21 protein-coding genes and 2 pseudogenes are annotated in these 25,829 nt (G+C 46.6%); 10 read left to right on the forward strand and 13 right to left on the reverse strand.

The window, feature by feature from the left end:
* Nucleotides 1-925: 925 nt before the first annotated feature.
* The 12 genes from DW694_RS14520 to dnaA form a co-directional block, all read right to left on the reverse strand.
* The gene (locus tag DW694_RS14520; RefSeq protein ID WP_092073580.1) at nucleotides 926-2,218 is read right to left on the reverse strand and encodes a UDP-N-acetylglucosamine 1-carboxyvinyltransferase; all 1,293 of its coding nucleotides are present in this window, start codon (nucleotides 2,216-2,218) and stop codon (nucleotides 926-928) included.
* 199 nt (nucleotides 2,219-2,417) lie between these two features.
* Entirely contained in the window at nucleotides 2,418-2,930 is a 513-nt protein-coding gene (locus DW694_RS14525; protein WP_059086952.1) for a shikimate kinase, read from the reverse strand.
* A gap of 64 nt (nucleotides 2,931-2,994) precedes the next feature.
* Nucleotides 2,995-3,870, reverse strand: coding sequence for a flavin reductase family protein (locus DW694_RS14530; RefSeq protein WP_118753237.1), 876 nt, complete (start codon nucleotides 3,868-3,870; stop codon nucleotides 2,995-2,997).
* A gap of 13 nt (nucleotides 3,871-3,883) precedes the next feature.
* A complete protein-coding gene (locus DW694_RS14535) occupies nucleotides 3,884-5,554 on the reverse strand; it encodes a putative manganese-dependent inorganic diphosphatase (RefSeq protein ID WP_118753249.1) in 1,671 nt (556 codons plus the stop codon).
* Nucleotides 5,555-5,583: 29 nt separating this feature from the next.
* Nucleotides 5,584-6,486, reverse strand: a complete 903-nt coding sequence (locus DW694_RS14540) for a S1 RNA-binding domain-containing protein (RefSeq protein WP_015526560.1) — start codon at nucleotides 6,484-6,486, stop codon at nucleotides 5,584-5,586.
* A gap of 884 nt (nucleotides 6,487-7,370) precedes the next feature.
* Nucleotides 7,371-7,838, reverse strand: coding sequence for a DUF1002 domain-containing protein (locus DW694_RS14545; RefSeq protein ID WP_015526559.1), 468 nt, complete (start codon nucleotides 7,836-7,838; stop codon nucleotides 7,371-7,373).
* A 421-nt stretch (nucleotides 7,839-8,259) separates the two neighbouring features.
* On the reverse strand, nucleotides 8,260-9,135 hold the full coding sequence (rsmA, locus tag DW694_RS14550) for a 16S rRNA (adenine(1518)-N(6)/adenine(1519)-N(6))-dimethyltransferase RsmA (protein ID WP_015526558.1): 876 nt from the start codon (nucleotides 9,133-9,135) through the stop codon (nucleotides 8,260-8,262).
* A gap of 27 nt (nucleotides 9,136-9,162) precedes the next feature.
* Entirely contained in the window at nucleotides 9,163-12,057 is a 2,895-nt protein-coding gene (locus DW694_RS14555) for a hypothetical protein (RefSeq protein WP_147420736.1), read from the reverse strand.
* A gap of 55 nt (nucleotides 12,058-12,112) precedes the next feature.
* Nucleotides 12,113-13,204, reverse strand: a complete 1,092-nt coding sequence (gene recF, locus DW694_RS14560; protein WP_118753239.1) for a DNA replication/repair protein RecF — start codon at nucleotides 13,202-13,204, stop codon at nucleotides 12,113-12,115.
* A 4-nt stretch (nucleotides 13,205-13,208) separates the two neighbouring features.
* Nucleotides 13,209-13,415: an RNA-binding S4 domain-containing protein gene (locus DW694_RS14565; protein ID WP_021650164.1), complete on the reverse strand. Its 207-nt coding sequence runs from the start codon at nucleotides 13,413-13,415 to the stop codon at nucleotides 13,209-13,211.
* 210 nt (nucleotides 13,416-13,625) lie between these two features.
* Nucleotides 13,626-14,741 carry a DNA polymerase III subunit beta gene (gene dnaN, locus DW694_RS14570; protein ID WP_015526556.1) on the reverse strand — a complete coding sequence of 372 codons (1,116 nt, stop codon included), beginning with the start codon at nucleotides 14,739-14,741 and terminating at the stop codon, nucleotides 13,626-13,628.
* Between the two features lie 277 nt (nucleotides 14,742-15,018).
* Complete coding sequence (gene dnaA / locus DW694_RS14575) at nucleotides 15,019-16,386, reverse strand: chromosomal replication initiator protein DnaA (protein ID WP_118753240.1); 1,368 nt, start codon at nucleotides 16,384-16,386, stop codon at nucleotides 15,019-15,021.
* A 109-nt stretch (nucleotides 16,387-16,495) separates the two neighbouring features.
* On the opposite strand from dnaA, the gene DW694_RS14580 reads away from it, so the two are divergent.
* From DW694_RS14580 to jag, 6 genes are all read left to right on the forward strand, one after another.
* Nucleotides 16,496-16,753: a hypothetical protein gene (locus tag DW694_RS14580; RefSeq protein WP_147420737.1), complete on the forward strand. Its 258-nt coding sequence runs from the start codon at nucleotides 16,496-16,498 to the stop codon at nucleotides 16,751-16,753.
* A gap of 205 nt (nucleotides 16,754-16,958) precedes the next feature.
* Complete coding sequence (rpmH, locus tag DW694_RS14585) at nucleotides 16,959-17,093, forward strand: 50S ribosomal protein L34 (RefSeq protein ID WP_005423866.1); 135 nt, start codon at nucleotides 16,959-16,961, stop codon at nucleotides 17,091-17,093.
* An 82-nt stretch (nucleotides 17,094-17,175) separates the two neighbouring features.
* Nucleotides 17,176-17,538, forward strand: a complete 363-nt coding sequence (rnpA, locus tag DW694_RS14590; protein WP_021650160.1) for a ribonuclease P protein component — start codon at nucleotides 17,176-17,178, stop codon at nucleotides 17,536-17,538.
* Entirely contained in the window at nucleotides 17,519-17,728 is a 210-nt protein-coding gene (gene yidD / locus DW694_RS14595; protein ID WP_353615832.1) for a membrane protein insertion efficiency factor YidD, read from the forward strand. Before rnpA ends, yidD begins: the two co-directional genes overlap by 20 nt.
* Nucleotides 17,729-17,862: 134 nt before the next feature.
* Nucleotides 17,863-19,185 carry a membrane protein insertase YidC gene (gene yidC / locus DW694_RS14600; protein ID WP_015526552.1) on the forward strand — a complete coding sequence of 441 codons (1,323 nt, stop codon included), beginning with the start codon at nucleotides 17,863-17,865 and terminating at the stop codon, nucleotides 19,183-19,185.
* 21 nt (nucleotides 19,186-19,206) lie between these two features.
* Nucleotides 19,207-20,214, forward strand: coding sequence for an RNA-binding cell elongation regulator Jag/EloR (gene jag / locus DW694_RS14605; protein WP_015526551.1), 1,008 nt, complete (start codon nucleotides 19,207-19,209; stop codon nucleotides 20,212-20,214).
* Nucleotides 20,215-20,302: 88 nt separating this feature from the next.
* Here the strand turns inward: jag and DW694_RS17550 are convergent.
* Nucleotides 20,303-20,524: pseudogene (locus DW694_RS17550) on the reverse strand (DUF6783 domain-containing protein).
* On the opposite strand from DW694_RS17550, the pseudogene DW694_RS17555 reads away from it, so the two are divergent.
* From DW694_RS17555 to rsmG, 4 genes and pseudogenes are all read left to right on the forward strand, one after another.
* Nucleotides 20,462-20,599: pseudogene (locus DW694_RS17555) on the forward strand (DUF6783 domain-containing protein); the annotation flags it as partial. The pseudogenes DW694_RS17550 and DW694_RS17555 sit on opposite strands and share 63 nt — an antisense overlap.
* A 168-nt stretch (nucleotides 20,600-20,767) precedes the next feature.
* Nucleotides 20,768-22,144, forward strand: a complete 1,377-nt coding sequence (gene mnmE, locus DW694_RS14615) for a tRNA uridine-5-carboxymethylaminomethyl(34) synthesis GTPase MnmE (protein ID WP_118753242.1) — start codon at nucleotides 20,768-20,770, stop codon at nucleotides 22,142-22,144.
* A 981-nt stretch (nucleotides 22,145-23,125) separates the two neighbouring features.
* Complete coding sequence (gene mnmG / locus DW694_RS14620; protein WP_092072373.1) at nucleotides 23,126-25,015, forward strand: tRNA uridine-5-carboxymethylaminomethyl(34) synthesis enzyme MnmG; 1,890 nt, start codon at nucleotides 23,126-23,128, stop codon at nucleotides 25,013-25,015.
* A 45-nt stretch (nucleotides 25,016-25,060) separates the two neighbouring features.
* Nucleotides 25,061-25,780: a 16S rRNA (guanine(527)-N(7))-methyltransferase RsmG gene (rsmG, locus tag DW694_RS14625; RefSeq protein WP_059086520.1), complete on the forward strand. Its 720-nt coding sequence runs from the start codon at nucleotides 25,061-25,063 to the stop codon at nucleotides 25,778-25,780.
* The last annotated feature ends 49 nt before the right edge of the window (nucleotides 25,781-25,829 follow it).

A 25,829-nucleotide genomic window follows, 5' to 3' on the forward strand; every position in this document is an offset into this window, starting at 1 on the left:
ATGTACTTATATGATTTTATAATTTATATTTAACTGTTAATAACCTCTCACCAATACCAGGAAACGTCATCACCGCATTAAACAAAAAATCATCCAGAAGATTCATATCCTCAAGCCGCTTCCTCTGCATAAGACTCCTCCTTTCACTATGATGGCAAAAGAAAAAGCCTCACACAACCAACCGGCTCCTCCCCGCCATATTTATACAACCAACCATATGGGGATCAGATAGCCGAACGGCCCAGAATGTTCCCAGATATGTACCTTCAGTATAACCATCCCACCAGCAAAAGTCAACAAAAACCCTTCGACAAAAACCGCCATCCCCACACCACCAATACCACATCCCACAGCATCCACCACAGCGCCGATGTCAACTCACCCCACAACGCATCCAGCGCAGCGCCGATGCCACACCACCTCCCGGCAAACCACAAGGAAACTCAGCCTTTGCAGCCATCCAGCGCAGCGCTGATGGCTCATCCCCTTCCGGCAAACCACCACCCCTCACACCCCCAAAAAAACAGAACGGACAGACTGCCAGCGGGACGGCTGCATGGTCGGGACCCGGTGCGTCGGAGTAAGCCGCTGGTCATACTTGGCGCCTGGGGCTTCTGACGGGAAGGTACTCTGCGGCCACAAGCCGCAGAGTAAGCCCCATCTGTCTGAGCCAGGTACGCATCAGCGTACATGGCGAGTTATGGGGCGCCCTGCACGGCAGAAGACTCAGACGATTAGTATGACCCGGCGAAACGACCGCACCAGGCACGACCATGCAGCCGCCCCGCTGGCAGACTGTCCGTTCGTCCCTCCCCCCATTCCTCCCACCCACACAAAAAAAGAGCCCCCAGGCCCAAACACCCAGGAACTCTCCCAAAACTCAAATATCCAATTATCATCAATCGTTACCAGTTGTCACCAACCATCACCCAACGCGCAGCCGAAACTTCTGAATCTCCTTCTCACTGGAAACCCTCTCAATCTCAGCCCCAAGACTCCTGAGCTTCTCCTCAAAATTCTCATACCCACGCTGGATATAAACAATATCATCAACAACCGTAACACCCTCAGCAGCCAGCCCCGCAATAACAAGCGCAGCACCCGCACGAAGATCCGGCGCACTCACACGCGCCCCCGTAAGCTTCCTCACACCATCAATAATAGCAGAGTTCCCCTCCACCTTAATATTGGCACCCATCCGGGAAAGCTCATCCGCATACTTAAACCGGTTCTCAAAAATACTCTCAGTAACAATACTCGTACCCTCAGCCAAAGCCAAAGTAACCGCGATCTGCGGCTGCATATCCGTAGGATAACCAGGATAAGGCAACGTCTTCACATGCGTACGATGAAGCACATGCGGCGCACGGACACGAACCGCATCATCAAACTCCTCAACCTCACACCCGATCTCCTCAAGCTTAGCAGTAGTAGCCTCAAGATGCTTAGGAATAACATTACGAACAGTAACATCACCACGAGTAGCCGCAGCAGCAAACATAAACGTACCAGCCTCGATCTGGTCCGGAATGATCGAATACTCCGTACGATGAAGCGTCTCAACACCACGGATACGGATCACATCCGTACCGGCACCCTTGATATTCGCCCCCATACTGTTCAGGAAATTCGCCACATCAACAACATGCGGCTCCCTCGCAGCATTCTCAATGATCGTACGGCCAGTCGCCATAGAAGCAGCCATCATAATATTAATAGTAGCACCAACAGAAACCACATCCAGGAAAATATGGCTGCCATGCAGATTCTCCGCCTTGGCAACAATAGCACCATGACAGATATCAACATCCGCACCAAGAGCACGGAAACCCTTCAAATGCTGGTCGATCGGCCTGCTGCCGATATTACATCCACCCGGAAGCGGAACCTCCGCATGCTTATACTTACCAAGCAAAGCACCCAGAAGATAATAAGAAGCACGGATCTTCTTGATAAACTCATAATCCACGCTGAGATTGCCGATAGTAGAACCGTTGATCTTTACAGTAGACTTATCAATACGCTCAACCTGAGCCCCGATCTCGGAGATCGCCTCAAGCAGAACATTGATGTCCCTAACATCTGGCAGATTCTCGATCAATATAGTTTCATCAGTCATAATGGCTGCTGACAATATCGCAAGCGCCGCATTCTTCGCACCCGCAATATCCACTTCTCCAACCAGAGGATTGCCGCCTTTAATCACATACTGTTCCATAACACACCTCTATTATTTACTCCTCTATGAGCAGAAACTTTCTCTGAATTTACTGCAGGAACAAACGTTCCGCAATACCGTTTTTTAGGTCAGTTGTATATTATAACACATATTTCAGATTTGTAAACAATTTATGACGAAAACCTGTCACAACCCATGACCCGAAACACTCCAGCAAACCGTTTCCACAAGCCAACAGTTACGCCTTATCTCCCCTGTTCTTCAGTGCCTCAAGCACAACCTGGAGACTCCCCTCCAGATCCTTATCCTCTTCATCCACCACAATGTCCGCATATTTCTCATACAAAGGAACACGCTCATCATAAAGACTCGCCAGCGTCTGCCCCTCCTTGAGCACAACACCACGCCCCTTAAGATTACCAAGACGCCTGGAAAGAAGCTCCAGCGAGATCTTAAGATACACCACAACACCCTCAGACTTCAGATGCTGCATAGCCTCATCACAGTAAACCACACTTCCACCGGTAGCGATCACCGTATTCTCCACCTGGATCGAAGCATTCACACGATTCTCGATCGCCTTGAAGCCCTCCGTACCCTCATCCTCGATGATCTTACTCAAAGTCCTCTTCTCCGCCTTCTGGATCAGAAGATCTGAGTCAATAAACTGGTACCCAAGTACCTTCGCAAGTACGACACCGATGCTGCTCTTCCCCGCACCAGGCATTCCTATCAGTGTAATATTATTCATACTGTATCCTTTCATTTTAGCATAACAGCTGCCAAATCTCAATAAACCTTACAGCTCCGAGAACCTACCGTTTCTCTCTCCCTGCCTTTCCCGACGTCTTTAATTTCCCTGACATCCCTGGCTTTCCTGACATCTTCAACTTCCCTGACATCCCTGGCTTTCCTGACATCTTCAACTTCCCTGACATCCCTGGCTTTCCTGACGTCTTCAACTTCCCTGACGTCCCTGGCTTTCCCGACATCTTCAACTTCCCTGACATCCCTGGCTTTCCTGACGTCTTCACCTTCCCTGACATCTCTGCCTTCCCCGACGTCTTCAACTTCTCTGCCATCCCTGCCATCTCTGCTTCCCTGTCTGATTTCTTATCCAACTTCTTCTGCTTCTTCTTTACGCTGTAGCCGAAGGTTCCCACCTTCCGGCCACCCGCCAGATACTCCCCATGGGAATAAACCAGAAGACCCGCATCATTAAGACGAAACCTGTTGTTTTTATCCATATAAGCTTCATCCGCATGGACCGCAAGCACATCCGCAAGAAACATGTCATGAGACCCCAGCTCCTTCACCTCACGCACCCTGCACTCGATCGAAACCGGAGCCTCCCCGATCATCGGTGCAGAAACAAACTGCGCTTTCTCTTTCGTAAGGTTCAGCTTCTGGAACTTGTCCACATCACGTCCCGAACGGACCCCGCAGAAATCCGTTGCATACGCCAGCTTCTCCGTTGTCAGATTGATCACAAATTCACCCGTTTTCCGGATCATATCATAGGAATAACGGGAAGGTCGGACAGAAATATAAGCCATCGCCGGATTGGTACACACCGTACCCGTCCACGCAACCGTTATGATATTATCGTTTCCCTCACCATCGGTAACACTCACCATTACAGCCGGCAGCGGATAGATCATGTTCCCCGGCTTCCATAACTGTTTCGCCATTTTCCGTCACCTCTTATGCATAATCGCTGTTCATCAGCTGAGCAGCCTCCATCATAGCCGGGATCAGCTGCTTCTTTCTGGAAACCACACCCGGCAAACTGAAGGTATCTCCATCCGGTTTCCGCTCAAAAGCGATCTCCGCCATCTGCTGGCTGCCCTCCCCGTAAAACAGAAGCTCTGTAGACTCCTCCAGGATATTCGTCAGCATAAAATAAACTCTCGTGATATCATGACGGCCACACTCACTCACCATAAACGGCATCAGCTTCTCCTTGATCTCCTTAAGCTCCTCGCTGTCCATGGAACTGATCTGACCCACACCAAAGGAAACATTACCCTCACCGATAAACTTCTTGTAATCCTGATAAAAAATCTCCTCCGGAGACTTATCCTTCAGATTACTTCCCGCAGAAAACATCTCTCGGGCAAACTCCTCGATCTTGATCCCCGCGATCAGCGCAAGAGCACTGGCAGCGATCTTATCCGTCTGCGTACAGGTCGGTGAACGGAACATCAATGTATCCGAAATAATAGCAGCACAGAGAAGCCCCGCGATCTTTTCCGGAATCTCCAGTCTCTGCTCTCCGTAGATCTCATAAAGGATCGTGCCCGTACATCCCACCGGCTCATTACGAAAAGCAACCGGCGTCATAGTCTGCAAGGTACCCAGCTTATGATGATCGATGATTTCAAGGATCTCCGCCTTCTCGATATTATCAACAGCCTGATCCACCTCATTATGATCCACAAGAACCACTTTCTTTTTATGCATATCCAGAAAATTACGTCTGGAGATCGTACCGATACACTTACCATGAGGATTGATCACCGGAAACGCCCTGTGACGGTTTTTGATCATAACATCCTGGATATCATCCGTAAAATCCTCGGTATTAAACGTAACCATGTTATCCCGCTTCATAACAAATCTGACCGGAATACTCTGATTGATCAGACGCGCAATATTAAACGTATCATACGGAGACCGGATGATCACGATATTCTTCTCATGAGCAAGCTTTACAACCTTCTCGGAAACCACGATATTCAGACCCACGATGATACAGCTGACATTCTGGCTGATCGCCTGAAGATGATCCTCCTCACGGTCACCCATGATGATCATATCATTCTCCTCAACATAGCCCTCCAGCATCTTCGGGTTGGCAGTACCGACAAGCACACGCCCCTTCACAAAATATCCGTGTCCGTTACCTTCCACCACTTCACCGCCAACAGTCTCGGCAATTCTCTGATACTGCGTCCTCGCATTGGAAAGAAGATAACTGTCTGTAGTATCCATATAGGTCTTTGCGATATCACCAATCGTCACAAGCCCCTCCAGACACCCATCCTTATCCCGGATCGGAAGAGAAACGATCCCGTTCTCCTGCATCAGATCCCAGGTATTCTTCAGCGACATATTCTTATCCGCCTGCGGACTGGTCCGGATATCCATATCCTTGACCTGCGTACCGATATTCCCCAGATAAGCCGGCGGCTGTACGCCAAAACGGTTCAGCACATACCTGGTCTCCTCATTGATCTGCCCCGCTCTCTTCGGGATATATTTTTTATTCTGCGTAGTTCTGTTCTTAATATCCGCATAAGCAATAGCCGAACAGATGGAATCCGTATCCGGATTCTTATGTCCGATTACAAATATTCTCTCCGGTTTTTTCATACACATCCATCCTTTTTCATCCAAAATAATCATAATTTAATATTTGCAAACAAAGCACCCAGGGAAGTAGTAGCCTCTTCCCCCGACTCCGGAAGCTCAAAAGACTCCTCCTCAACCTCCTTAGCCATCAGATCCGATGCCTCTTTAATACTCAGGCTCAGCTTACCATCCTTGATCGCGATAACCTTCACCTTAACCTTATCCCCAACACTCAAAACCTCAGAAGGCTTCCGGATCCTCTTCTCACAGATCTGAGAAATATGCACCAGCCCGGAAACCCCGTTCCCAAGTTCCACAAAAGCACCATACGGCTGCAAACTCTCAACCGTACCCTCAGTCACAAAGCCAACCTGGATATTGGAAATCTTATTCCGTTTCTCCACCTCAGCCCTCTCACGAAGAATCTCCCTCGCCGAAAGCACCAGCCTCTTCTTCGCCTTATCAGCCTCGATCACCCGCACCTGGATCGGCTTATTCAGAAACACCTCAGTGTCCTCAACAAACTCCAAAGCAAGCCTCGACGCCGGAATAAAACCACGGACACCCTCAACATAAGCAATGGCACCCCCGTTAACGATCCCCTTCACAACAACATCCAGCACCTCACCCGAATCCTGAAGCTCCTTCAGCCTGTCCCAGGCAAGCACATCCGCAGCATCCGCTCTGGAAAGAAGAATATTCCCCTGACCATCATCCCTGCGAAGAACCATCGCCTGAACCTCATCCCCCGGCTGAACAGCCTCTTTAATATTAAACCCCGGCACCCGGGAAAACTCCTCCACCGGAATAAAACCCTCAGCATAAAACTTAAGGTCAAGAACAACCCCCGACTCATCCACACTCACAACAGTCCCGGAGATAATATCCCCCTCATCGATCCTCTTAAAAGAAGCCTCCAGCTCCCTCTCAAAATCCTTCATAGACTCCGCCATATCCAGACCTCCCATTCAAACAAAAACCCAACCACCGCCGCCCCAAACCAGACGACAGCACTATAATCCTAATCATTATAGCATGCACACCCCACCCGCGCTATATTTTTTGCACTGGAAATTTCTTAACCCCTTTATTTCTCTCCAACGCACAGGACAGACTCAGATCAGCCCATTTATCACACCCTTGATGCTTTCTTTGTTTCTCTCCAACGCACAGGACGGACTTAGATCAGCCCATTTATCACAACCTTGATGCTTTCTTTATTTCTCTCCAACGTACAGGACGGACTTAGTACGATTCCAGAATTTCTTTGTAGTGCATCCTTTTTGTTTCTCTCCAACGCACAGGACGGACTGCCGGAGGGGCGCCCTGCACGGCAGAAGACTCAGACGCTTAGTATGACCCGGCGAAACGACCGCACCAGGCACGACCATGCAGCCGCCCCTCCGGCAGTCCGTCCGTCCCTCCCCACCCACAAAAAAAAGAGCCCAAAAAAGGCCCAAAAACGAGGAGTGCCCCGGTAGTGGCTTACCGGGGCGATTATTATGAAAAAAATTGTATGTGTAATGATACAGATACACACCATTACAGCGTCTTTCGTAACGTTCTTTCGAACTATCCCTATACTACCAGACAAATATGAACAAACAATGAACATCTCGTAAACAATTAGCGCATTTGCACAATTTTTTCAAAAACACCCTCCCCCAATTTATAAAAACACCACATTCACAAACAAAACCAAGCCCCTAAACATTGTACATATTGTACATCTCAACCAAACAAACCAACAACAACCCCAACAAAAGAGCCACAACCCTCACCCTCTAACAAAAACTCCATGTCCTAAATCTCCATCAAAAGTTCCATCCAAACACCATCACCGCCGTGAAAGCATCCCCTTAATAAACTCAATCGCCTTCTCAAAAATATTCTTCACATCAGACTTCGTAACACCCATATCCTTCAAAGTACTATAAGCATCACTCACATACCCCTTGATCTGATCATCACTCATCTCGATCCCACGGAACTTACTGATAATATTAACCAGCGAACTCTTATCATCCTCATTAAGACTCACCCCAAAATGATCCGCAGCCTCATCGATCCCCTGAGAAATCTCATCATCCGTGATCTGGTTAGAATCAAAAAGCCCCTTCACATAAACAATGATATCCCCAACCTTATCCGGATCAGAAGCAAGAGACCCAACCTCATTATCCTTCAGGATCTCCTCCGCCTGACTCATAACAGAACCGGAATCAGACGCCATAACCATCATCGGAGATGTACATGAAATAACGCCCGCAATAACCAAAGCTGTAACCTTGTTCAATCTTCTCATAATATTCAACCTCCATACGGGCACCAGCCCTTATTAAAAATTTCCTTTTACTATTTTTAACTATCTTTTACTGCCTTTTTATTACCTCATCATTACCTTTTCGACGCCCCTCAGTATACCACACACACCCACCCCTCTGTAAACCTCAATTTTCCCCATTCCCACCCACACCATTCAGACTTTATGTATATCGCCAAAAATATATTCACAATATTTTCATATTTTAAACAAACTTTCCTAACATCTCATCAGTAAAATAAAAAATGTAAATTTTTCATTACTTATGTCTGGCACCTCAGACATAACCTCCTTTCTATGACAAATATATAGGTCCGGACAGGAAACCTCTCCAACATTCCCGTCCGGAAACGCAAAAAGAACCCGGAACAGCTGCCCGGGCTCTTTTTGCATTTATCATATATTAATTTTTCTCATCATAAATACAGTTGGCAAGCATCGCAAACTGCTCCAGTGTCAGCGCCTCACCCCTGATATTCAGCGGAAGATCACACCTGTTGAACACATCCTCGATCTCCTCCTTACTCAGGGAAAAATCTCCGGAATTTCTGATCCCGTTCACAAGCGTCTTTCTCCTCTGGTTAAAAGATGCACGGATCAGACGGAACATAAGCCCCTCATCCTTCACATCCACCGGCGGCTTCTCATAACGCGTCAGCTTGATCACCGCACTTCCAACCTTCGGCCGCGGCATAAAACAGTTCGGCGGTACATTCGCAACGATCTCCGGCTTCGCATAATACTGCACAGCCAGGGAAAGCGCACCGTAATCCTTGGTACCGGGACCAACCTGCATACGGTCTGCAACCTCCTTCTGCACCATGACAGTGATCGAATCCACAGGAACATTCTTCTCAAAAAGCCCCATGATGATCGGAGTCGTAATATAATACGGCAGATTCGCAACCACCTTCACAGGCTTACCGCCGTTTTTCTCATCTGCGATCTTTTTGATATCCGTTTTCAAGATATCGTTATTGATCACGGAAACATTATCCCAGTCCTTCAACGTATCCTTAAGGATCGGGATCAGCGAACTGTCGATCTCCACAGCAGCCACCTCTCTGGCAGCCTCCGCAAGATACTGGGTCATAGTTCCGATACCCGGACCGATCTCCAGTATAAAATCATCCTTCGTGATACCCGAAGACTCAATGATCTTTTCCAGAACATGCTCGTCGATCAGAAAATTCTGACCAAACCTTTTCTGGAAAACAAAATGATACTTTTGAAGGACTTCAATGGTATATTTCGGGTTACCAAGATAAGGTCTGGCCATATTTTTTACCTCTGCTTTTTCTTATTTTCAGCTGAAATCCTTTTCAAAAAGTACCGTGTAGCCATCACGGTCCACACGCTTCTTGGAACGCTTGAACAATCCGCTCTGAGCTCTCTCCATAGCCTTATCCAGCATGGTCTTCACAGTACCAATGCACATCGGCTGATCCTCCTTCTGGTTGATCCCGATCAGATTATACAGAGCAAGCATGCCCATCTGGTCGATACGGAATCCATTCTCCATGGTATAGACCTTAGCGAAATTAACAAGTTCATCGTTTGTAAATACAGGAATGTTGATCATGGATGTAAACTTCTTCGCAAGCTTCGGATATCTTGCGATCAGCTTACGCATACCGATCTTTTCATCCTCCAGGATCACGATCATTCCCTTTGTGTTTCCGGTCATAGCTTCCTCAAGCTCATCTGCTGTTTCCTGGGAAAGCTGGTTTGCATCCTCGATAACAAGGAAACCGCCGGCAAGCTTGGATACGATCTCCGGAATATCCTTTCCGTTGAGATCATCCGCAAATATATAGGCAACCTTGGAAGCCTCGATATTCAGCTCTTTACAGATTGCCGGGATCAGACTTGAGATCAGTCTCGTCTTACCTGTTTCTCTGCCGCCCATAACGATCACATTTCCGGTCTGGGAGGTCTTGTCTGCTGCGCCCATCTGCACATCGCAGAGTACATCAAGCAGCTGTTCCTTCATTCCGGGAACTGTAACAAAATAGGTGAAAAGCTGTTTCTCTTCATCTGTGAGCTCTTTCTTTCTGGAAACGATCTTTGTAGGATCCTTTTCCGGATGGATCGTAGCGATAAATTTCTCAAGCTGCTTTTCCTCGCTGAGCTCCTCTTCCTCATCGTCCTCTTCCATGGCTTCATCAGAATCATCACCGATGAGACTGCTGATAAAGTCATCCTCATCCTCTTCCTGGAATTCAAAGGCGTCATCACTGTATTCTTCTTCCTCATCAAGAAGATTTTCCTCTTCCGCTGAAGCCAGCGGTTCCTCATGATGAAGCTTCGCTGAAGGCTCTGCTGCCGCCTTCTGCACCTGCTCCTCAGATTCCAGTGAAGGAATCTCCGGAAGCACATCCTCTTCTTCCACCGGCTTCTGTACTCCTGACGGACCATTCAGAAACTCTGCTTCTGCAGCCTGAAGATCCTCCTCAGTAACCGGCTCCTCATCTTCATCAAATACGATATCCGGAAGTCTGGTATCGGAAGTCTCCGTTACCTCTTCCTCCTGCTGAGCGGAGATCTGCGCCATGATATCCTCGATATCTGCCGCATCCGGCTCCTCCGGAACAAATTCATCAGCCGCAATATCCAGATCCTCAATACCTGCCGGCTCTTCCGTTACGTCGGACTGCTGGACATCCGGAGATTTCTCTTCCTCCGGGATATCGATTCCCTGCTGTGTAGCTGCTGCCAGAATAGTATCCTCCAGGTTGAAGTCCTTATCTTTATCCTTCCCGGACCTGTCACCTACAGATGCCGCAATATCCTCGATACTTCCGAAAATTCCGGACGCGTCCGGGATCTCTGCGGAACTGCTTGCATTCTCCGGGTCCACATTGATCATGGACTTCGGGATCTTCAGCTCCGGCATACGGATCGTTGCGGAAAAATCAGGCTTGCCTTCCTCATTGAGCGGAACCCCTGCAGGCTTCTCCTCACTTTCCTCATTTCCGGCAGACTTCTCCTTCATGATCTCTGCAACACTCTGGGACAAAGACATCTCTGTAGCTTTCTCAGCCTCAGCTTCTTCCGCTTCCTGATAAGTCTCTTCTTCCTCTTTATCCTGCTGTTCCTGAGCCTGCAGCTTCATACTTCCGGATGACAGGTTCTCAACACCGGATGCCAGCGGGATCTCATCCGCTTCCTGTCCGGAAAACTCTTCCTGCTCTTCAGAAGGCTCATCCGAAGCTTCCTCACTTCCTTCTGCTGCTTCGATCTCCTCAGAATCTGTAAACTCCTCTGACGGTTCTGCTGCCGCAGCAGTCTCAGCCTCCGGCGCTTCCGTCTGTTCCGTCACATCCTCAAAGCCTGTGGAAACCTCATCCGGCTCTTCATCCTGCGCAGCTTCTTTTTCCTCCATATCCTCTTCCGCAGATTTCTTATGTCCGCCAAAGATATCACGGAATCCCTTGGAAAGCTTCTCCTGGAATGTCTCCGCACTGTTCAGATCCCGCTCATCATCTACCTGGATAGTATCTGTGACCGGTTTTGCCTCCTCATACTCGCCGGATGCTTCCTTACTCTCCCTGATCTCCTGCGCCTTTTCCGGCGGGATCAGCTTCGGGATAAAACGCTGTTCGTATTTCTCTTTCTCTTCGCCAGTGAGAACACCCATCCGCTGTTTCAGGTCAAGGGCCTTCATCACATAAGTTCCGTCATTGAACCAAAGGATCATCTCATTGCAGAGATCCAGGCACTTCTGCTTGTCTCCTGCCTTGTAATAGAGCTTGGCCAGCTCATAAGACCAGCGCTCCGTAAATTCCTTCTCCTTATATTCCTCAAGAATACGGATCTGTTCATTCAGAGATGCATTCTTCGCTCTGGCGATCTTATATTTCAGTATATACTGGCTGTTATCATTACCTGCCACTTCTCTGTATTCATCAAAGAATTCTGTGGCTTCACTGATCTGTCCCATTTTCAGGGAAACCTCGATCAGACGGTAAAGTATGTTCTTGCCGATCGGCGCTCTGTGGTAGGCAAGAAGAAAAATTTCCTTGCTCTCTTCATAGCGCTTGTTGGCCGCGTAGATCTCGCCCACTACACAAAGGGTACGGACGTTTTTCACACGACGCCAGTCAATGCTGTCCACAATCTGCATGGCGCCTTTGTAATCCTGGGTCTCGACCAGCTTATTGATCTGTCCCAGCTTAACGCGAAACTCCTCTTTATCCAAAATATTCACCAACTTTCCATAATCAGAATCAGTTTACCATATGCATACGGGCTTGTCAAAACCCTTTAGGCATATAAACATGCCCCTTTACCACCTGAAAAACCCTGTTGATCTTGAACTGATGGCTGACAAAATCATCCAGTCCTGTACAGGTGATTAGAGTCTGTATATCGTGGATGCTTTCCAGCAGATATGTCTGCCTGCTGCTATCCAGCTCCGAAAGAACATCATCCAGCAGAAGAACCGGTGTATCCCGGATTTTTTTCTTCACCAGATAGATCTCCGAAAGCTTCAGGGAAAGGGCCGCAGTCCTCTGCTGCCCCTGGGAACCATACCTCCGGATGTCGATCCCGTTGACCTTTACGCAGAAATCATCTCTGTGCGGTCCCACGGAGGTCAGCTTCATCCGAAGATCCCGCTCCCGGTTCCTGGAAAGCTTATCCTCAAACTCGGCCGCCGTCACACTTGGCTCGTAAAGGATCTCCAGCTCCTCGATCCCGCCGGTAAGCCCTTTATGAAGCCCCCTTGCGATCTCGTTAAGCTCCTCCACAAAGGCTTCCCGCTTCCCGATGATCTTCTTTCCGTAATCGACCATCTGCATATCCCAGACATCCAGGGTACCTTTCAGCCCGGGGTTCATATAACAGTCTTTGAGAAGACGGTTTCTCTGGTTCACGATGTGATTGTAGCCGGCCAGCTCCGTGATATAAACACCATCCAGCTGACAAAGCTCCGAATCCAGAAAACGTCTTCTCTCTCCCGGTCCATTCTTGATAATATTAAGATCCTCCGGAGAAAAAAACACCAGATTCACCACCCCCAGCAGCTCCCTTGCCTTGCGGATCGGCAGCCCGTTGATGGCAACTCCCTTTGCTTTGTTTTTCCGGAGGTGCATGTCTATTTTGTATGAAAGATCGCCCTTCTTCACCATCATTCGGATATGGGATTCCTCATTCTCAAAGCGGATCATCTCCCGGTCCTTGCTTCCCTTGTGGGATTTGCTGGTACCTGCCAGATAAACCGCCTCCAGGATATTGGTCTTTCCCTGGGCATTGTCACCGTAGAGAATATTGGTGCCCTGATCAAAATTCATCTCCAGCGACTCATAATTCCTGAAATTATTCAGTCTGATGGATTCAATGTACATTCCTTCACCCGATCACATAAATATCTTTTCCATCGTAGGAAATGGTATCTCCAGGATGGATCTTGCGGCCACGGCGGTTCTCCACCTCACCGTTCACCAGTACCAGACCATCATTGATGGCATATTTCGCCTCAACGCCGTCCTCCACAACACCGGCCAGCTTCAGCGCCTGACCAAGCTTGATAAATTCGTCTTTAATTCTGATCTCCAATTTTTTCTCCTCTTATCTCCGGGGTATTTTCTCCGTCAGATCGATCTTTTCTGATCTTCTGGGGGTATTTAAAATTCCCCAAAATACAAATTTCACCGGAAGGCGGTAATTTAAATACCCCCTTCCAGCAGTTTACGCATGAAACAATTCTCAGAACACGATCGCATTCCCATGCACAATCGGTCAAAAACGGTCACATTACCCCAGGTCTTATCTGGCCTGATTCTGATTGATGTTTACAGGAAGGATCAGGTAAGTATAGTTCTCCTCATCGTCACGGATAAAGCACGGGGCCTTCGGATTTACAAGATAGATCGTCACGGTTTCATCATCAATAACACGAAGCGCATCGATCAGGAATTTCGGGTTGAAGCCGATCATGATATCCTTACCCTCTTTTTCAATATCGATCTCCTCATTCATGGAACCCATTGCAGAATCAATGCGCAGCTCCATATCATCGTCTGTGATGTTGATGATGATCGGTTTTTTATCAACCTCACGTACCAGAAGTGTGGCACGGTCGATACAATCCAGGAACTCTTTTTTGTTGATCTTCAGTTTTGTCTCATAATCACTGGAAAGCATCTGGTCAATTCTGAAATATTCTCCCTCGATTAGTCTGGAAACTACCATAGTCTGATCAAATTCAAATAAAATATGGTTTTTTGTAAAGTAAATGCTGACCTGATCATCCACTTCTCCGGAAAGGATCTTGCTGACCTCGCTTAAAGTTTTGCCCGGAACTACCACCTTACGGTCAGAATAATCTTTCTTAAGAGACATTTTGCGGATAGAGATACGATGTCCGTCCAGAGAAACTACCTTCAGACAGTTATTTTTGATCTCAAAAAGTTCACCGGTCATAAGCTTATTGTTTTCATTCACAGCAATCGAAAAAATAGTCTGGCGGATCATTTCTTTCAGTGTGTACTGAGAGATCGTCAGCGGTTCATCCTTCTCGATCATCGGCAAATAAGCAAAATCTTCTCCTGATTTTCCAGGGATATTGAATTTTGCTTTTTCACAGGTAATGGTTGCTGCATATTTATCATCGGTCTTAATGGTAACATCATTATCCGGAAGTCGTCTGATGATTTCATAGAAGATTTTTGCATCAAGAGCAACTTTACCTTTTTCTTCAATAGTACCCTCAACGATGGTTTCAATTCCCAGCTCCATATCGTTGGTGGTAAATTTGATCTGGTTTGTGGTTGCATCCATGAGAATACATTCCAGGATTGGCATTGTGGTTTTTGATGGAACTGCTTTGAGTGCGATACTTACACTTTTTAACAGACTTGATTTGGAGCAGATGATTTTCATAGTGTGTATAACTCCCTTTCTGAACAATTTGTGGTTTTTATAAATATATTTATAGAAAAAATCCGCAGTAACCGCCGTAGGGGGCCAGATTTTGTGAAAAACTCCCGCAGGCCTGATGTTTTCAGGGGTTTTCCGTTGGGATAACTTTGTGTAAAAGTGGTATTTTCGCATGTGAATAACCCGGGGATAAAATTACCGCCGCGTTTTGGCAAAAAAGTTGTACACATCTCTCCACATACAATCAACACGTTATACACCAGTAATGTGGAAAACTTCCCTAACCTTGTGGATTAATCTTCTTTTTCAATATATCAATGGTATTTTTTAAGTTATCGTCGTTCTGCAATTCGTTTTCGATCTTTTCGATACCGTGCATAACGGTGGTATGGTCACGGTTTCCGAGCGCTTTTCCGATATTTTTCAAAGGTGTGGATATGATCTCACGGCAGAGATACATGGAAACCTGGCGGGGCATGACGATCTTGGAGTTTCGTTTGTTTCCGCTTAAGTCCGCAGGTGTGACTCCGTAATGCTCTGCAACAACGGAGATGATGTATTCCGGTGTGATTACTTTTTTCTCATCCGGAGAAATAATATCCTTCAGTGCCTGCTCTGCCAGCTCCAGAGTTACTTCCTTTTTCTCAAGCTTGGCTCCGGCCATGACCTTGTTGAAGGCACCTTCCAGCTCACGGATATTGGATTTGATATTGGTAGCGATATATTTGATAACATCTTCACTGATGTTGTAGCCGTTCATTTCTTCATTTTTATGAAGGATCGCCATTCGGGTTTCGTAATCAGGCAGCGTGATATCTGCGATCAGACCCCACTCGAACCGGGAACGGAAGCGCTCTTCCAGGATTTCCATATCCTTCGGTGGTTTATCAGAGGATATGATGATCTGCTTTTTGGCACTGTGAAGACTGTTAAATGTATGGAAAAATTCCTCCTGTGTGGATTCTTTTCCTATAATAAACTGAATATCATCGACAAGAAGAACGTCGATATTTCTGTATTTTTCACGGAATTTGCTCATTGCCGTGTTATTTCCGTTTCGGATGGTTTCGATCAGCTCGTTGGTAAATTCCTCACTGGTTACATACAAAACACGGCTGTTTTCGTCGTGTTCCAGAATGAAATGAGCGATGGAATGCATAAGATGCGTCTTACCAAGACCGGCTCCGCCATAGATAAACAGTGGATTGTAGGTATCTCCCGGTGATTCGGCAACTGCAAGAGCTGCGGCCTGGGCGAATTTGTTATTACTTCCTACAACGAAGGTGTCGAAGGTGTATTTTGGATTTAAATGCGCCTCTTCGTAACGTGTATCCTGAACCTGTTTATCATAAGAAGTGTTTTTTTCTGTTTTTTGGGGGAGATCTTTTTCCAGAACGAAGCGAACCTCGCATTCTTCCATGCCTGTCAGCACACAGATAGTAACCTGGAGGGGTATTTTGTAGCGTTTACTGATGTAATTGACTCCGATCGCTGCCTGTTCAGAGGGAACAACCACTGTTATCAGCTTTCCGTCAACCTCATAAACTTTCAGCGGCTTGAGCCAGGTATTAAAAGGGACATCAGTCACCTCATATTCAGATTTGACAGTTTGCAGGATCTCCTCCCATTTTTCAATAACAGCGTCCATTTTTTCCTCCCATGAGTATTATAATAACCCCAGTCTGCGACTGGAGATAGATATCCTTTTATATATTACAATGAAAATGGGGTTTTCGCAATGGAAAATCCTTGAGATTTTGGGGAAAAGAATGTGGATAATGAGGGGAAATTACTGTGGATTAGGGTGGATTATTGTGGATAAGAGTCCTGGAGGTTTCCATAAGTCGAGAATTGGTGGAAAATGTGGAAGAATTATGTGTATAAAAAAATCCACCTTAAAAATACCGCAAATAAAGGGTTTTTTTGAAAACGATGTGAACAAACCCTCCGAAAAAGTGGATAGATTTCCGGTCAATCCACAAGTTATCCACAAGTTATCCACAAAATGTGGATAATGTTACGTAAACCATAAGCGCTTTCCACATAAGAGAAAAAAATAAATACCGTAAGGTAGGGGTATTTTATAGAACCCTTGATTTTATCGGGTTTTTTGCAATTTTTACTTGACGAAAAGGAGGTTTATTTATATAATTGAAACGATGTTCTGAATGATAAGTTATTTCATAACAATTAAAAATAGATAAAGGAGGTGCTTTACCTATGAAGATGACATTTCAGCCAAAAAAGAGATCCAGAGCTAAAGTTCACGGCTTCAGAGCTCGCATGAGCACAAAGGGCGGACGTAAAGTATTAGCTGCAAGAAGATTAAAAGGAAGAAAACAGTTATCAGCATAAGCTGCAAGACCGCATTTATGTGGTCTTTTCTTCTATCCGGAGAAATATCCGCGCAGGCGGAATCTAATTAAGGAGGATTCGTTTGATCAGATCAGAGTCCTTAAAGAAAAACCAAGATTTTAAAGTTGTATATCAGAACGGAACATCGTACGCAAATCGGCTTCTGGTGATGTACGTGCTGAAGAATCAGCACATGAAGAATCGTCTGGGAATATCAGTAAGCAAAAAAGTAGGGAACAGTGTGGTTCGCCACAGACTCACCAGATTGATCAGAGAAAGCTATCGTCTCAACGAAACAGATTTTGACAGTAACCTTGATATTGTAGTAGTAGCGAGAGCCGCAGCCAAGGGCAAGAGCTTTCACGAGATCGAGAGTGCTTTTCTGCATCTTGCAAGAAAGCATCATATAACAGGGAATGAACATGATAAAGAAATTTCTGATTAAGATGATAAGGCTCTATCAAAAATATATATCGCCGATGAAGAGAACGAAATGTCCTTATATTCCCACATGTTCTCAATATGGTTTGGAAGCAATCGAAAAATATGGCGCATTTAAGGGCAGTCTTCTTGCGGTATGGAGGATATTGCGATGCAATCCTTTTTCCCACGGAGGCTATGACCCTGTGCCATGAATTATTTTGTGACTGTTCAGCCTTTTCCCGGGCAGAGCAGTTATCGGAATTTGTAACTGTTCAGTACCTCCGCAGTTAGTGGACGAATGAATAGTTACCGGACTTTTACAATTGAATAAGAAGTCTAGGAGGAAATGAATTTGGAACTGTTTTTAGCAACAAAAACCGGAACTCCTATTATCGGACAGATCGCGTCTGTGATGGGATGGATCATGGATGGCATATATAAGATGCTTGACGGCCTGTTCGGAATCCAGAACATTGGTCTTTGTATCATTATCTTCAGTATTCTTATCTTTGCCTTTATGACACCGCTGCAGATCAAGCAGCAGAAATTCTCCAAGTTAAGCGCGATCATGCAGCCTGAGATCCAGAAGATCCAGAAGAAATATCAGGGTAAAAAGGATCAGGCTTCCATGATGAAAATGAACGAAGAAACCCAGGCTGTTTATCAGAAATATGGTGTTTCTCCAACCGGTAGCTGTGTACAGTTAGCCATTCAGATGCCTATTCTGTTTGCTCTGTATCAGGTTATCTACCGGATTCCTGCTTACGTTGGAAGTGTAAAGAACATTTTTACTGGTGTAGTTGACAACCTGCTAGCTGTAAACGGATACACAGATATCCTGCAGCAGTTTATCACAGACCATTCCATGACACGAGTGCGTCTCGTTATGGACAGTGCCGGAAATGCTACAAGTAACTCGATTGTTGATTTTCTGTATGCACTTTCTCCTTCCCAGTGGAAAGAGCTGGCACAGATGAATCAGTTTTCAGGATTTTCTGATGCGATCACAAAAGCATCCGGCAATATTTCCAAGATGCAGGGCTTCTGTGGACTGAATATCGCAGACCAGCCGCTGTACTATATCATGGAATTCTTCAAAAATCATGGTTCTCTGTTACTTGCGATCGTAGCACTTCTGATCCCGGTTCTTGCATGGGCAACTCAGATGCTGAACCTGAAGCTTATGCCACAGGCTGCAACACAGCCGGCAGACGGAAATGATCAGGCCAGCGCAATGGCAAACTCCATGAAAACCATGAACATGGTCATGCCTCTGATGTCTGCATTCTTCTGTTTCACATTCCCGGTTGGTCTTGGTATCTACTGGATCGCCAGTGCTGTCGTTCGAAGTGCCCAGCAGTTTGCAATCAATCGTCATCTTGATAAGATGAACATTGATGATCTGGTTAATGAGAATATGAAGAAGATCGAAGCGAAGCGTGCGAAGGAAGGACTTCCGCCGCAGAAGATCACCAATCAGGCTCATCAGTCCGCCAAGAATATCAATAAACCTGTGATCAATAAGGGCAACAGCGGAAACAATGGTGCTTCAGACAGAGCACAGAAGGTTGATACTGCTTATGAGAAGGCAAGAAGTGCAAAACCGGGCAGCATCACAGCTAAAGCAAATCTCGTAAGAGACTTTGATGAGAGAAATAAGAAGAAATAATCAGGAACGGAGGGGTTCGTAATGGAGGATTACATTCAGTTTTCAGCAAAAACAAAGAATGAAGCTATCACAAAAGCGTGTCTTGAGCTTGGAACTTCCAGTGACCAGCTTGATATTCAGGTTATCAGTGAAGGCAGCTCCGGATTCTTCGGAATCGGCAGCAAACCTGCCGTGATCAAAGTTCGCAGAATCGAGCCAGTTTCTGATATGCAGGAAATCGATGAACTGGTAGAGTCCGTGAAACTGGACGCTATCAAAGAAGAGAAGAAATTAGAAAAGCCTTTTACTCCGGATGTAAAGAAAGAATCTGCACCGAAAGCAGCTCCTGCAGAGGAGAAGAAGCCGGTGAAGAAAGAAGCTGTACAGGTGGAGAAGGCATCCGAAGAAGCACCTGCAAAGGCAGCAGCGCCAAAGGAAAGACCTGCAAGGGATTTCCAGGGCAAAGCAAAGCCTGCACGTGAGAAACAGCCAAGAGCTCCAAAGGAGCGTCAGCCGAAGGAAACACGTGAGAGAGCACCGAAGCAGGGCAGACCGATAGAGATCCTCAGCGATCCGGAGAAGATCAGAGAGGTTGAGGAGAGAGCAGTCGTATTTCTTCGTGATGTATTCGGCTCCATGGATCTTGGAGAAGTGGAGATCACATCGAAATACAACACTGCAGACGGTTCTCTGGATGTGGATTTTGAAGGTGAGGATATGGGTATCCTCATCGGAAAAAGAGGCCAGACACTGGATTCTCTTCAGTATCTGACAAGCCTTGTGGTAAACAAAGGCGAGTCTACCTACATTCGTGTAAAACTCGATACCGAGGACTACAGACGCCGTCGTAAGGAAACTCTGGAGAACCTTGCAAGAGGAATCGCCTTCAAGGTAAAGAAAACCAGAAAACCGGTAGTTCTGGAACCGATGAATCCGTACGAAAGAAGGATCATCCATGCATCTCTGCAAGGCAACCGCTATGTAGAGACAGTCAGTGAGGGAGAAGAACCTTACAGACATGTAGTAGTAAAACTGAAACGCAATAATTGATGATCCACCGGTAAAGCTATAAGCCGTATCCCGGAGCGTAAGCTCCGTGGGTACGGCTTTTTTGTATGGAACTGAAAATTAAAAATTATCATTGCAATCTCCGCAACAATTCTTTATAATCATTGAAGAGCAAATAACAAAAGATATTTCTGCAGCGGACATCCGGAATGCAGAGATTAGAGCGTATTTGAAAAATCATTCCCGCAATCTGCACGCCCCACTTTGCGGTATATTTTGCCCGAATTCAGTTGCCGTAGCCCGCTACGGCGCCTTCATCCGGACAAAATCTCCCACAAAGTGTGACGCACATCTTGCAGAAAGCCTTTTTCAAACACGCTCTAGCATTATAAATATGGAAACTGACAGAAGATGTTATTCTAGGTGAAAGCGTGAATAACACGTGTTTTTTGCGTGTAAAAAGCTTTTCCGGAGTAACATTTTTGCGTTTAACCGGATGCTTTTATCCGCTGGACCAGGATAAACGGCATGGCAGCGATCAGCTGCAGTGTGATATAGCGGATGCTTTTATCCGTTTGACAAAGGAGAGTGAAAAATGGAAGAGACAACGATTGCTGCGATTTCCACAGCTATGAGCGCATCGGGAATCGGGATCGTCAGGATCAGTGGCCCGGAGGCTTTTGAGATCGCATCCGGAGTATACCGTTCCAAGGGTGGAAAAAAATCTCTGAAAAACGTCCCAAGCCACACCATCCATTATGGATATATTTATGATAACGAAGAAATGGTAGACGAAGTGCTGGTCATGACCATGCGCGGACCACGGACATACACAGGAGAAGATACCATAGAAATCGACTGCCACGGCGGCGTTTTAGCCATGAAAAAGGTACTGGAAACTGTGTTGAAAAACGGAGCCATTATTGCCGAGCCGGGAGAATTTACCAAGCGTGCATTCCTCAATGGAAGGATCGATCTTTCACAGGCGGAGGCCGTTATGGACGTGATACAGTCCAAAAATGAGTACTCATTAAAGAATTCTGTAGGACAATTAAAAGGTTCAGTCCGAAATACTGTACAACAGATCAGAGAAAAACTACTGTACCATATAGCGTACATTGAATCGGCATTAGACGATCCGGAGCACTATGATCTGACAGGATATTCTGAAGAATTAGAGCAGATCGTAGCAGAAGAAAAAGAAAAAATACAGAACCTGTTAAAAACAGCCGGAGACGGAAAGATCATACAGGAAGGTATCCGGACCGTGATCCTGGGCAAGCCGAACGCAGGGAAATCTTCTTTGCTGAACCTGCTTCTGGGAGAGGACAGAGCCATCGTGACCGATATCGCAGGAACCACCAGAGACGTACTGGAAGAGTATATCAACCTGCATGGGATCACATTAAAGATCGCTGACACAGCCGGAATCCGCCAGACAGAAGACATCGTAGAGAAAATCGGCGTATCCAAAGCCAAGGAAATGGCAGCAGACGCAGATCTGATCCTCTATGTCGTAGATTCCTCCGTACCGTTAGATGAAAACGACGAAGAAATCATAAAAATTTTGCAAGAGAAAAAGACAATTGTCCTCTACAGCAAGACAGACCTTGAATCTGCTATAGATATAGAGGATTTAAAGAGCAGAATAAACCAGCCGGTGATCCCAATCTCCGCAAAAGAAGAAACCGGGATCACAGACCTGGAAGAAAAAATCCGGGAAATGTTCTTCAGTGGGGAGATTGACTTCAATGATGAAGTCTACATCACCAATGAACGCCACAGACAGGAGCTTTTAAAAGCACAGGAAAGTCTTTCTCTGGTAGAAAATAGCATAGAAAGCGGAATGCCGGAGGATTTTTATTCCATAGACCTGACAGATGCATACGAAAGTCTGGGACGGATTCTGGGAGAATCACTTGGGGAAGACCTTGTTAATGAGATATTTTCTAAATTTTGTATGGGGAAATAATAACCGCATGTGCTGCGGAGGCCCCGGCCGAATGGCCGCATGGATTGCGGAATCCCGGCCGTATATGCCGCATGGATTGCGGAACTCCGGTCGTATAACCGTATAGATTGCGGCTACCTGTTGTATGCCACATGGACTGCGGAAGCCCGCAGAGGGTAGATCACATTGGAATGTGAGAAAACCGCAAAGGGGCACAAGGCCGCGCCCCTCTGCACACCCCTGGGCCTTTTTTATATAGTGCAGCGATTGTGGAATGCTGAAAGAAACTAACTTGTGCCTGTATGCTTCTGTATCGGTAATTCAACACTGAGCCGAAATGTATCAAACGGAACTTTGTATATTTCTGTAGGATATATTGTTGCATAATATAGATTGCGGAGACCCGGCCGTATATACCGCATAGATTGCGGAACTCCGGCTGTATGGCACATAGACTGTGGAAGCCCGCAGAGGGTAGATCACATTGGAATGTGAGAAAACCGCAAAGGGGCACAAGGCCGCGCCCCTCTGCACACCCCTGGGCCTTTTTTTATATAGTGCAGCGATTGTGGAAAGCTGAAAGATGCTAACTTGTACCTGTATGCTTCTGTACTGGCAATTCAACACTGAGCCGAAATGTGGCAGACGGAAGCAGGAATAACCCCGCAGACGTGCACCGCACGTCGAGAACCTCGTTACAGTTCCATCACAACAATCGGCACAACGTTTCACATCCAATACCGAAGCATACAGATAAAAGTCAACACCGTACCCCACACCACAACCCAAGAACTCCTAAAAAAAGCCCGAGGGGTGTGCAGAGGGGCCGTGGCTTTACGGCCCCTTTGCGGTTTTCCACAGCTTCCCAAAGCAAAAAAACCAGGCCCTCTGCCAAGAAAGTAAAAATAAAACCAAAAACCAACCACACAATAAACAAAGAAAAAGAAAATCACAAAGAAAAATAAAGAAAAAGAATAAGAGAAAAAATAAAGGAGAAAAAGCATGAAAAATCTGGAACAGTTTTTCGACATCATAGTAGTAGGCGCCGGCCACGCAGGCTGCGAAGCATCACTGGCATGCGCCCGCTTAGGGCTCAACACAGTCATGTTCACAGTCAGCGTAGACAGCATCGCCCTTATGCCCTGCAACCCCAATGTAGGCGGCAGCTCCAAAGGGCATCTCGTCCGTGAGCTGGATGCTCTCGGTGGGGAAATGGGTAAAAACATAGACAAAACCTTCATCCAGTCCAAAATGCTCAACCAGTCCAAAGGCCCTGCAGTCCATTCCCTTCGTGCACAGGCCGATAAACAGGCCTACAGCACAGAAATGAGAAAGACACTGGAAAATACAGAGAACTTAACCATCCGCCAGGGTGAAGTGACCGAGCTTCTGGTAGAAGACGGGCACATCACCGGTGTAAAAACCTTCTCAGGAGCCACCTACCACGCAAAAGCTGTAGTCCTCTGTACAGGAACCTACCTCAAGGCACGCTGCATTTACGGCGACGTCAGCAACTATACAGGACCGAACGGCCTTCAGGCAGCCAATTACCTTACGGATTCCCTGAAAAAGCTGGGGATCGAAATGTTCCGCTTCAAAACAGGAACTCCGGCCAGAATCGCCGGAAACACCATTGATTATTCTAAGATGGAAGAGCAGTTCGGAGATGAAAGAGTCGTACCGTTCTCTTTTTCCACAGACCCGGAATCGGTACAGATCGAGCAGAAATCCTGCTGGCTGACCTATACAAACGAAAAAACACACGAGATCATCCGTGCAAATCTGGACAGATCCCCCCTTTATTCCGGAATGATCGAAGGAACCGGACCACGTTACTGTCCGTCCATTGAGGATAAAGTAGTTCGTTTTGCAGACAAAAAACGCCATCAGGTATTTATCGAACCGGAAGGTCTTTACACAAATGAAATGTACATCGGCGGAATGTCCAGCTCCCTGCCGGAGGATGTTCAGTACGAGATGTACCATTCCGTACCGGGTCTGGAGAACGCCAGGATTGTAAAAAATGCTTACGCTATTGAGTATGACTGCATCAATCCGCGCCAGCTCTATCCCACACTGGAATTCAAAAAGATCAAGGGCCTTTTCAGCGGCGGACAGTTTAACGGAAGCTCCGGATATGAGGAAGCAGCCGCTCAGGGCCTCATAGCGGGAATTAATGCAGCTATGGAGGTAAAAGGCCGGGAACAGCTGATTTTGGACCGTTCAGAGGCATATATTGGCGTTCTCATCGATGATCTGGTAACAAAGGAGAACCATGAGCCGTACCGAATGATGACAAGCCGTGCTGAGTACCGTCTGCTCCTCCGCCAGGACAACGCAGATCTTCGTCTTCGCAAAAAAGGCTGGGAGGTCGGCCTGATCGATGATGAGACATACCATAAATTACAGGAAAAAGAGCACCGGATCCAGGAAGAGATCGAGAGAGTGGAACATGCAACCGTAGGTGGTTCTGCAGAGGTACAGAGCCTTCTGGAATCTCTGAACAGTACCCTTCTGAAATCCGGAACCACCATTGCAGAGCTGATCCGTCGGCCGGAGCTTAACTATAAGGTGCTTGCACCCATCGATAAAGAAAGACCGGAGCTTCCGGAAGATGTGTGTGAGCAGGTAGAGATCAACATCAAATATGATGGCTACATCCGCCGCCAGATGAAGCAAGTAGAGCAATTTAAGAAACTGGAGCAGAAAAAGCTTCCGGAAGACATTGATTACGAAGATGTAGGAAGCCTCCGCATTGAGGCACGCCAGAAGCTGGAAGCCTACAGACCGGTGTCCATCGGCCAGGCGTCCCGTATCTCCGGTGTATCCCCGGCTGACATTTCCGTACTTCTTGTATATCTGGAAAGCAGATCCGGACATAAACACGGATAATACAAAGAATAACAATAAAACACAGAAAATAAGAGAGGAAGCTGCATGTACAATTTAGAAATCCTGGAAAAAGGCTGCGAGGAGCTTGGGATCACACTCAGTGACACGCAGAAAAACCAGTTTATCCGGTTCTACGAATATCTTGTAGAAAAAAACAAAGTCATGAACCTCACCGGTATCACAGAATTTGACGAGGTTCTCGTGAAACATTTCCTGGACAGCCTCTGCTGCGTCAAGGCTGTAGATATGGGTAAGATAAAAACCGTTATGGACATCGGAACCGGCGCCGGATTCCCGGGTGTTCCCTTGAAGATTGCCTTCCCGGAGGTGGAAGCCTGCCTTCTGGACTCCCTCAATAAAAGAGTAAAATTCCTGGAGGAAACCTTTGCGCTCCTGGGCCTGGAGGGGATTTCCGCCATTCACGGAAGAGCTGAAGAATATGCAAAAAACAAAGCCTACAGAGAAAAATATGATCTCTGCGTATCCAGAGCAGTATCCGGACTTGCAACCCTGTCCGAATACTGTCTCCCGTATGTAAAAGTCGGAGGGCTTTTTGTCTCCTATAAATCCGGTTCTGTAAAGGAAGAAGCAGAAGCAGCAGAGAAAGCAGTAAAGATCCTTGGTGGAAAGATCAGGGATATTCAGTACTTTGACCTTCCGGGCTCCGAGATCGGCCGCTCCCTGGTCATTATCGAGAAGGTAAAGAACACCCCAGGCAAATATCCGAGAAAAGCCGGAACACCGCTCAGAGAGCCGCTGGCATAAATTACCTCCTGTCGAACAAAGTCAAAATCTGTCCGACAGGAGATTTTTT

This window comes from Ruminococcus sp. AM26-12LB (assembly GCF_003480785.1).
In the GTDB taxonomy this organism is placed as follows: Bacteria; Bacillota; Clostridia; order Lachnospirales; family Lachnospiraceae; genus Blautia_A; species Blautia_A fusiformis.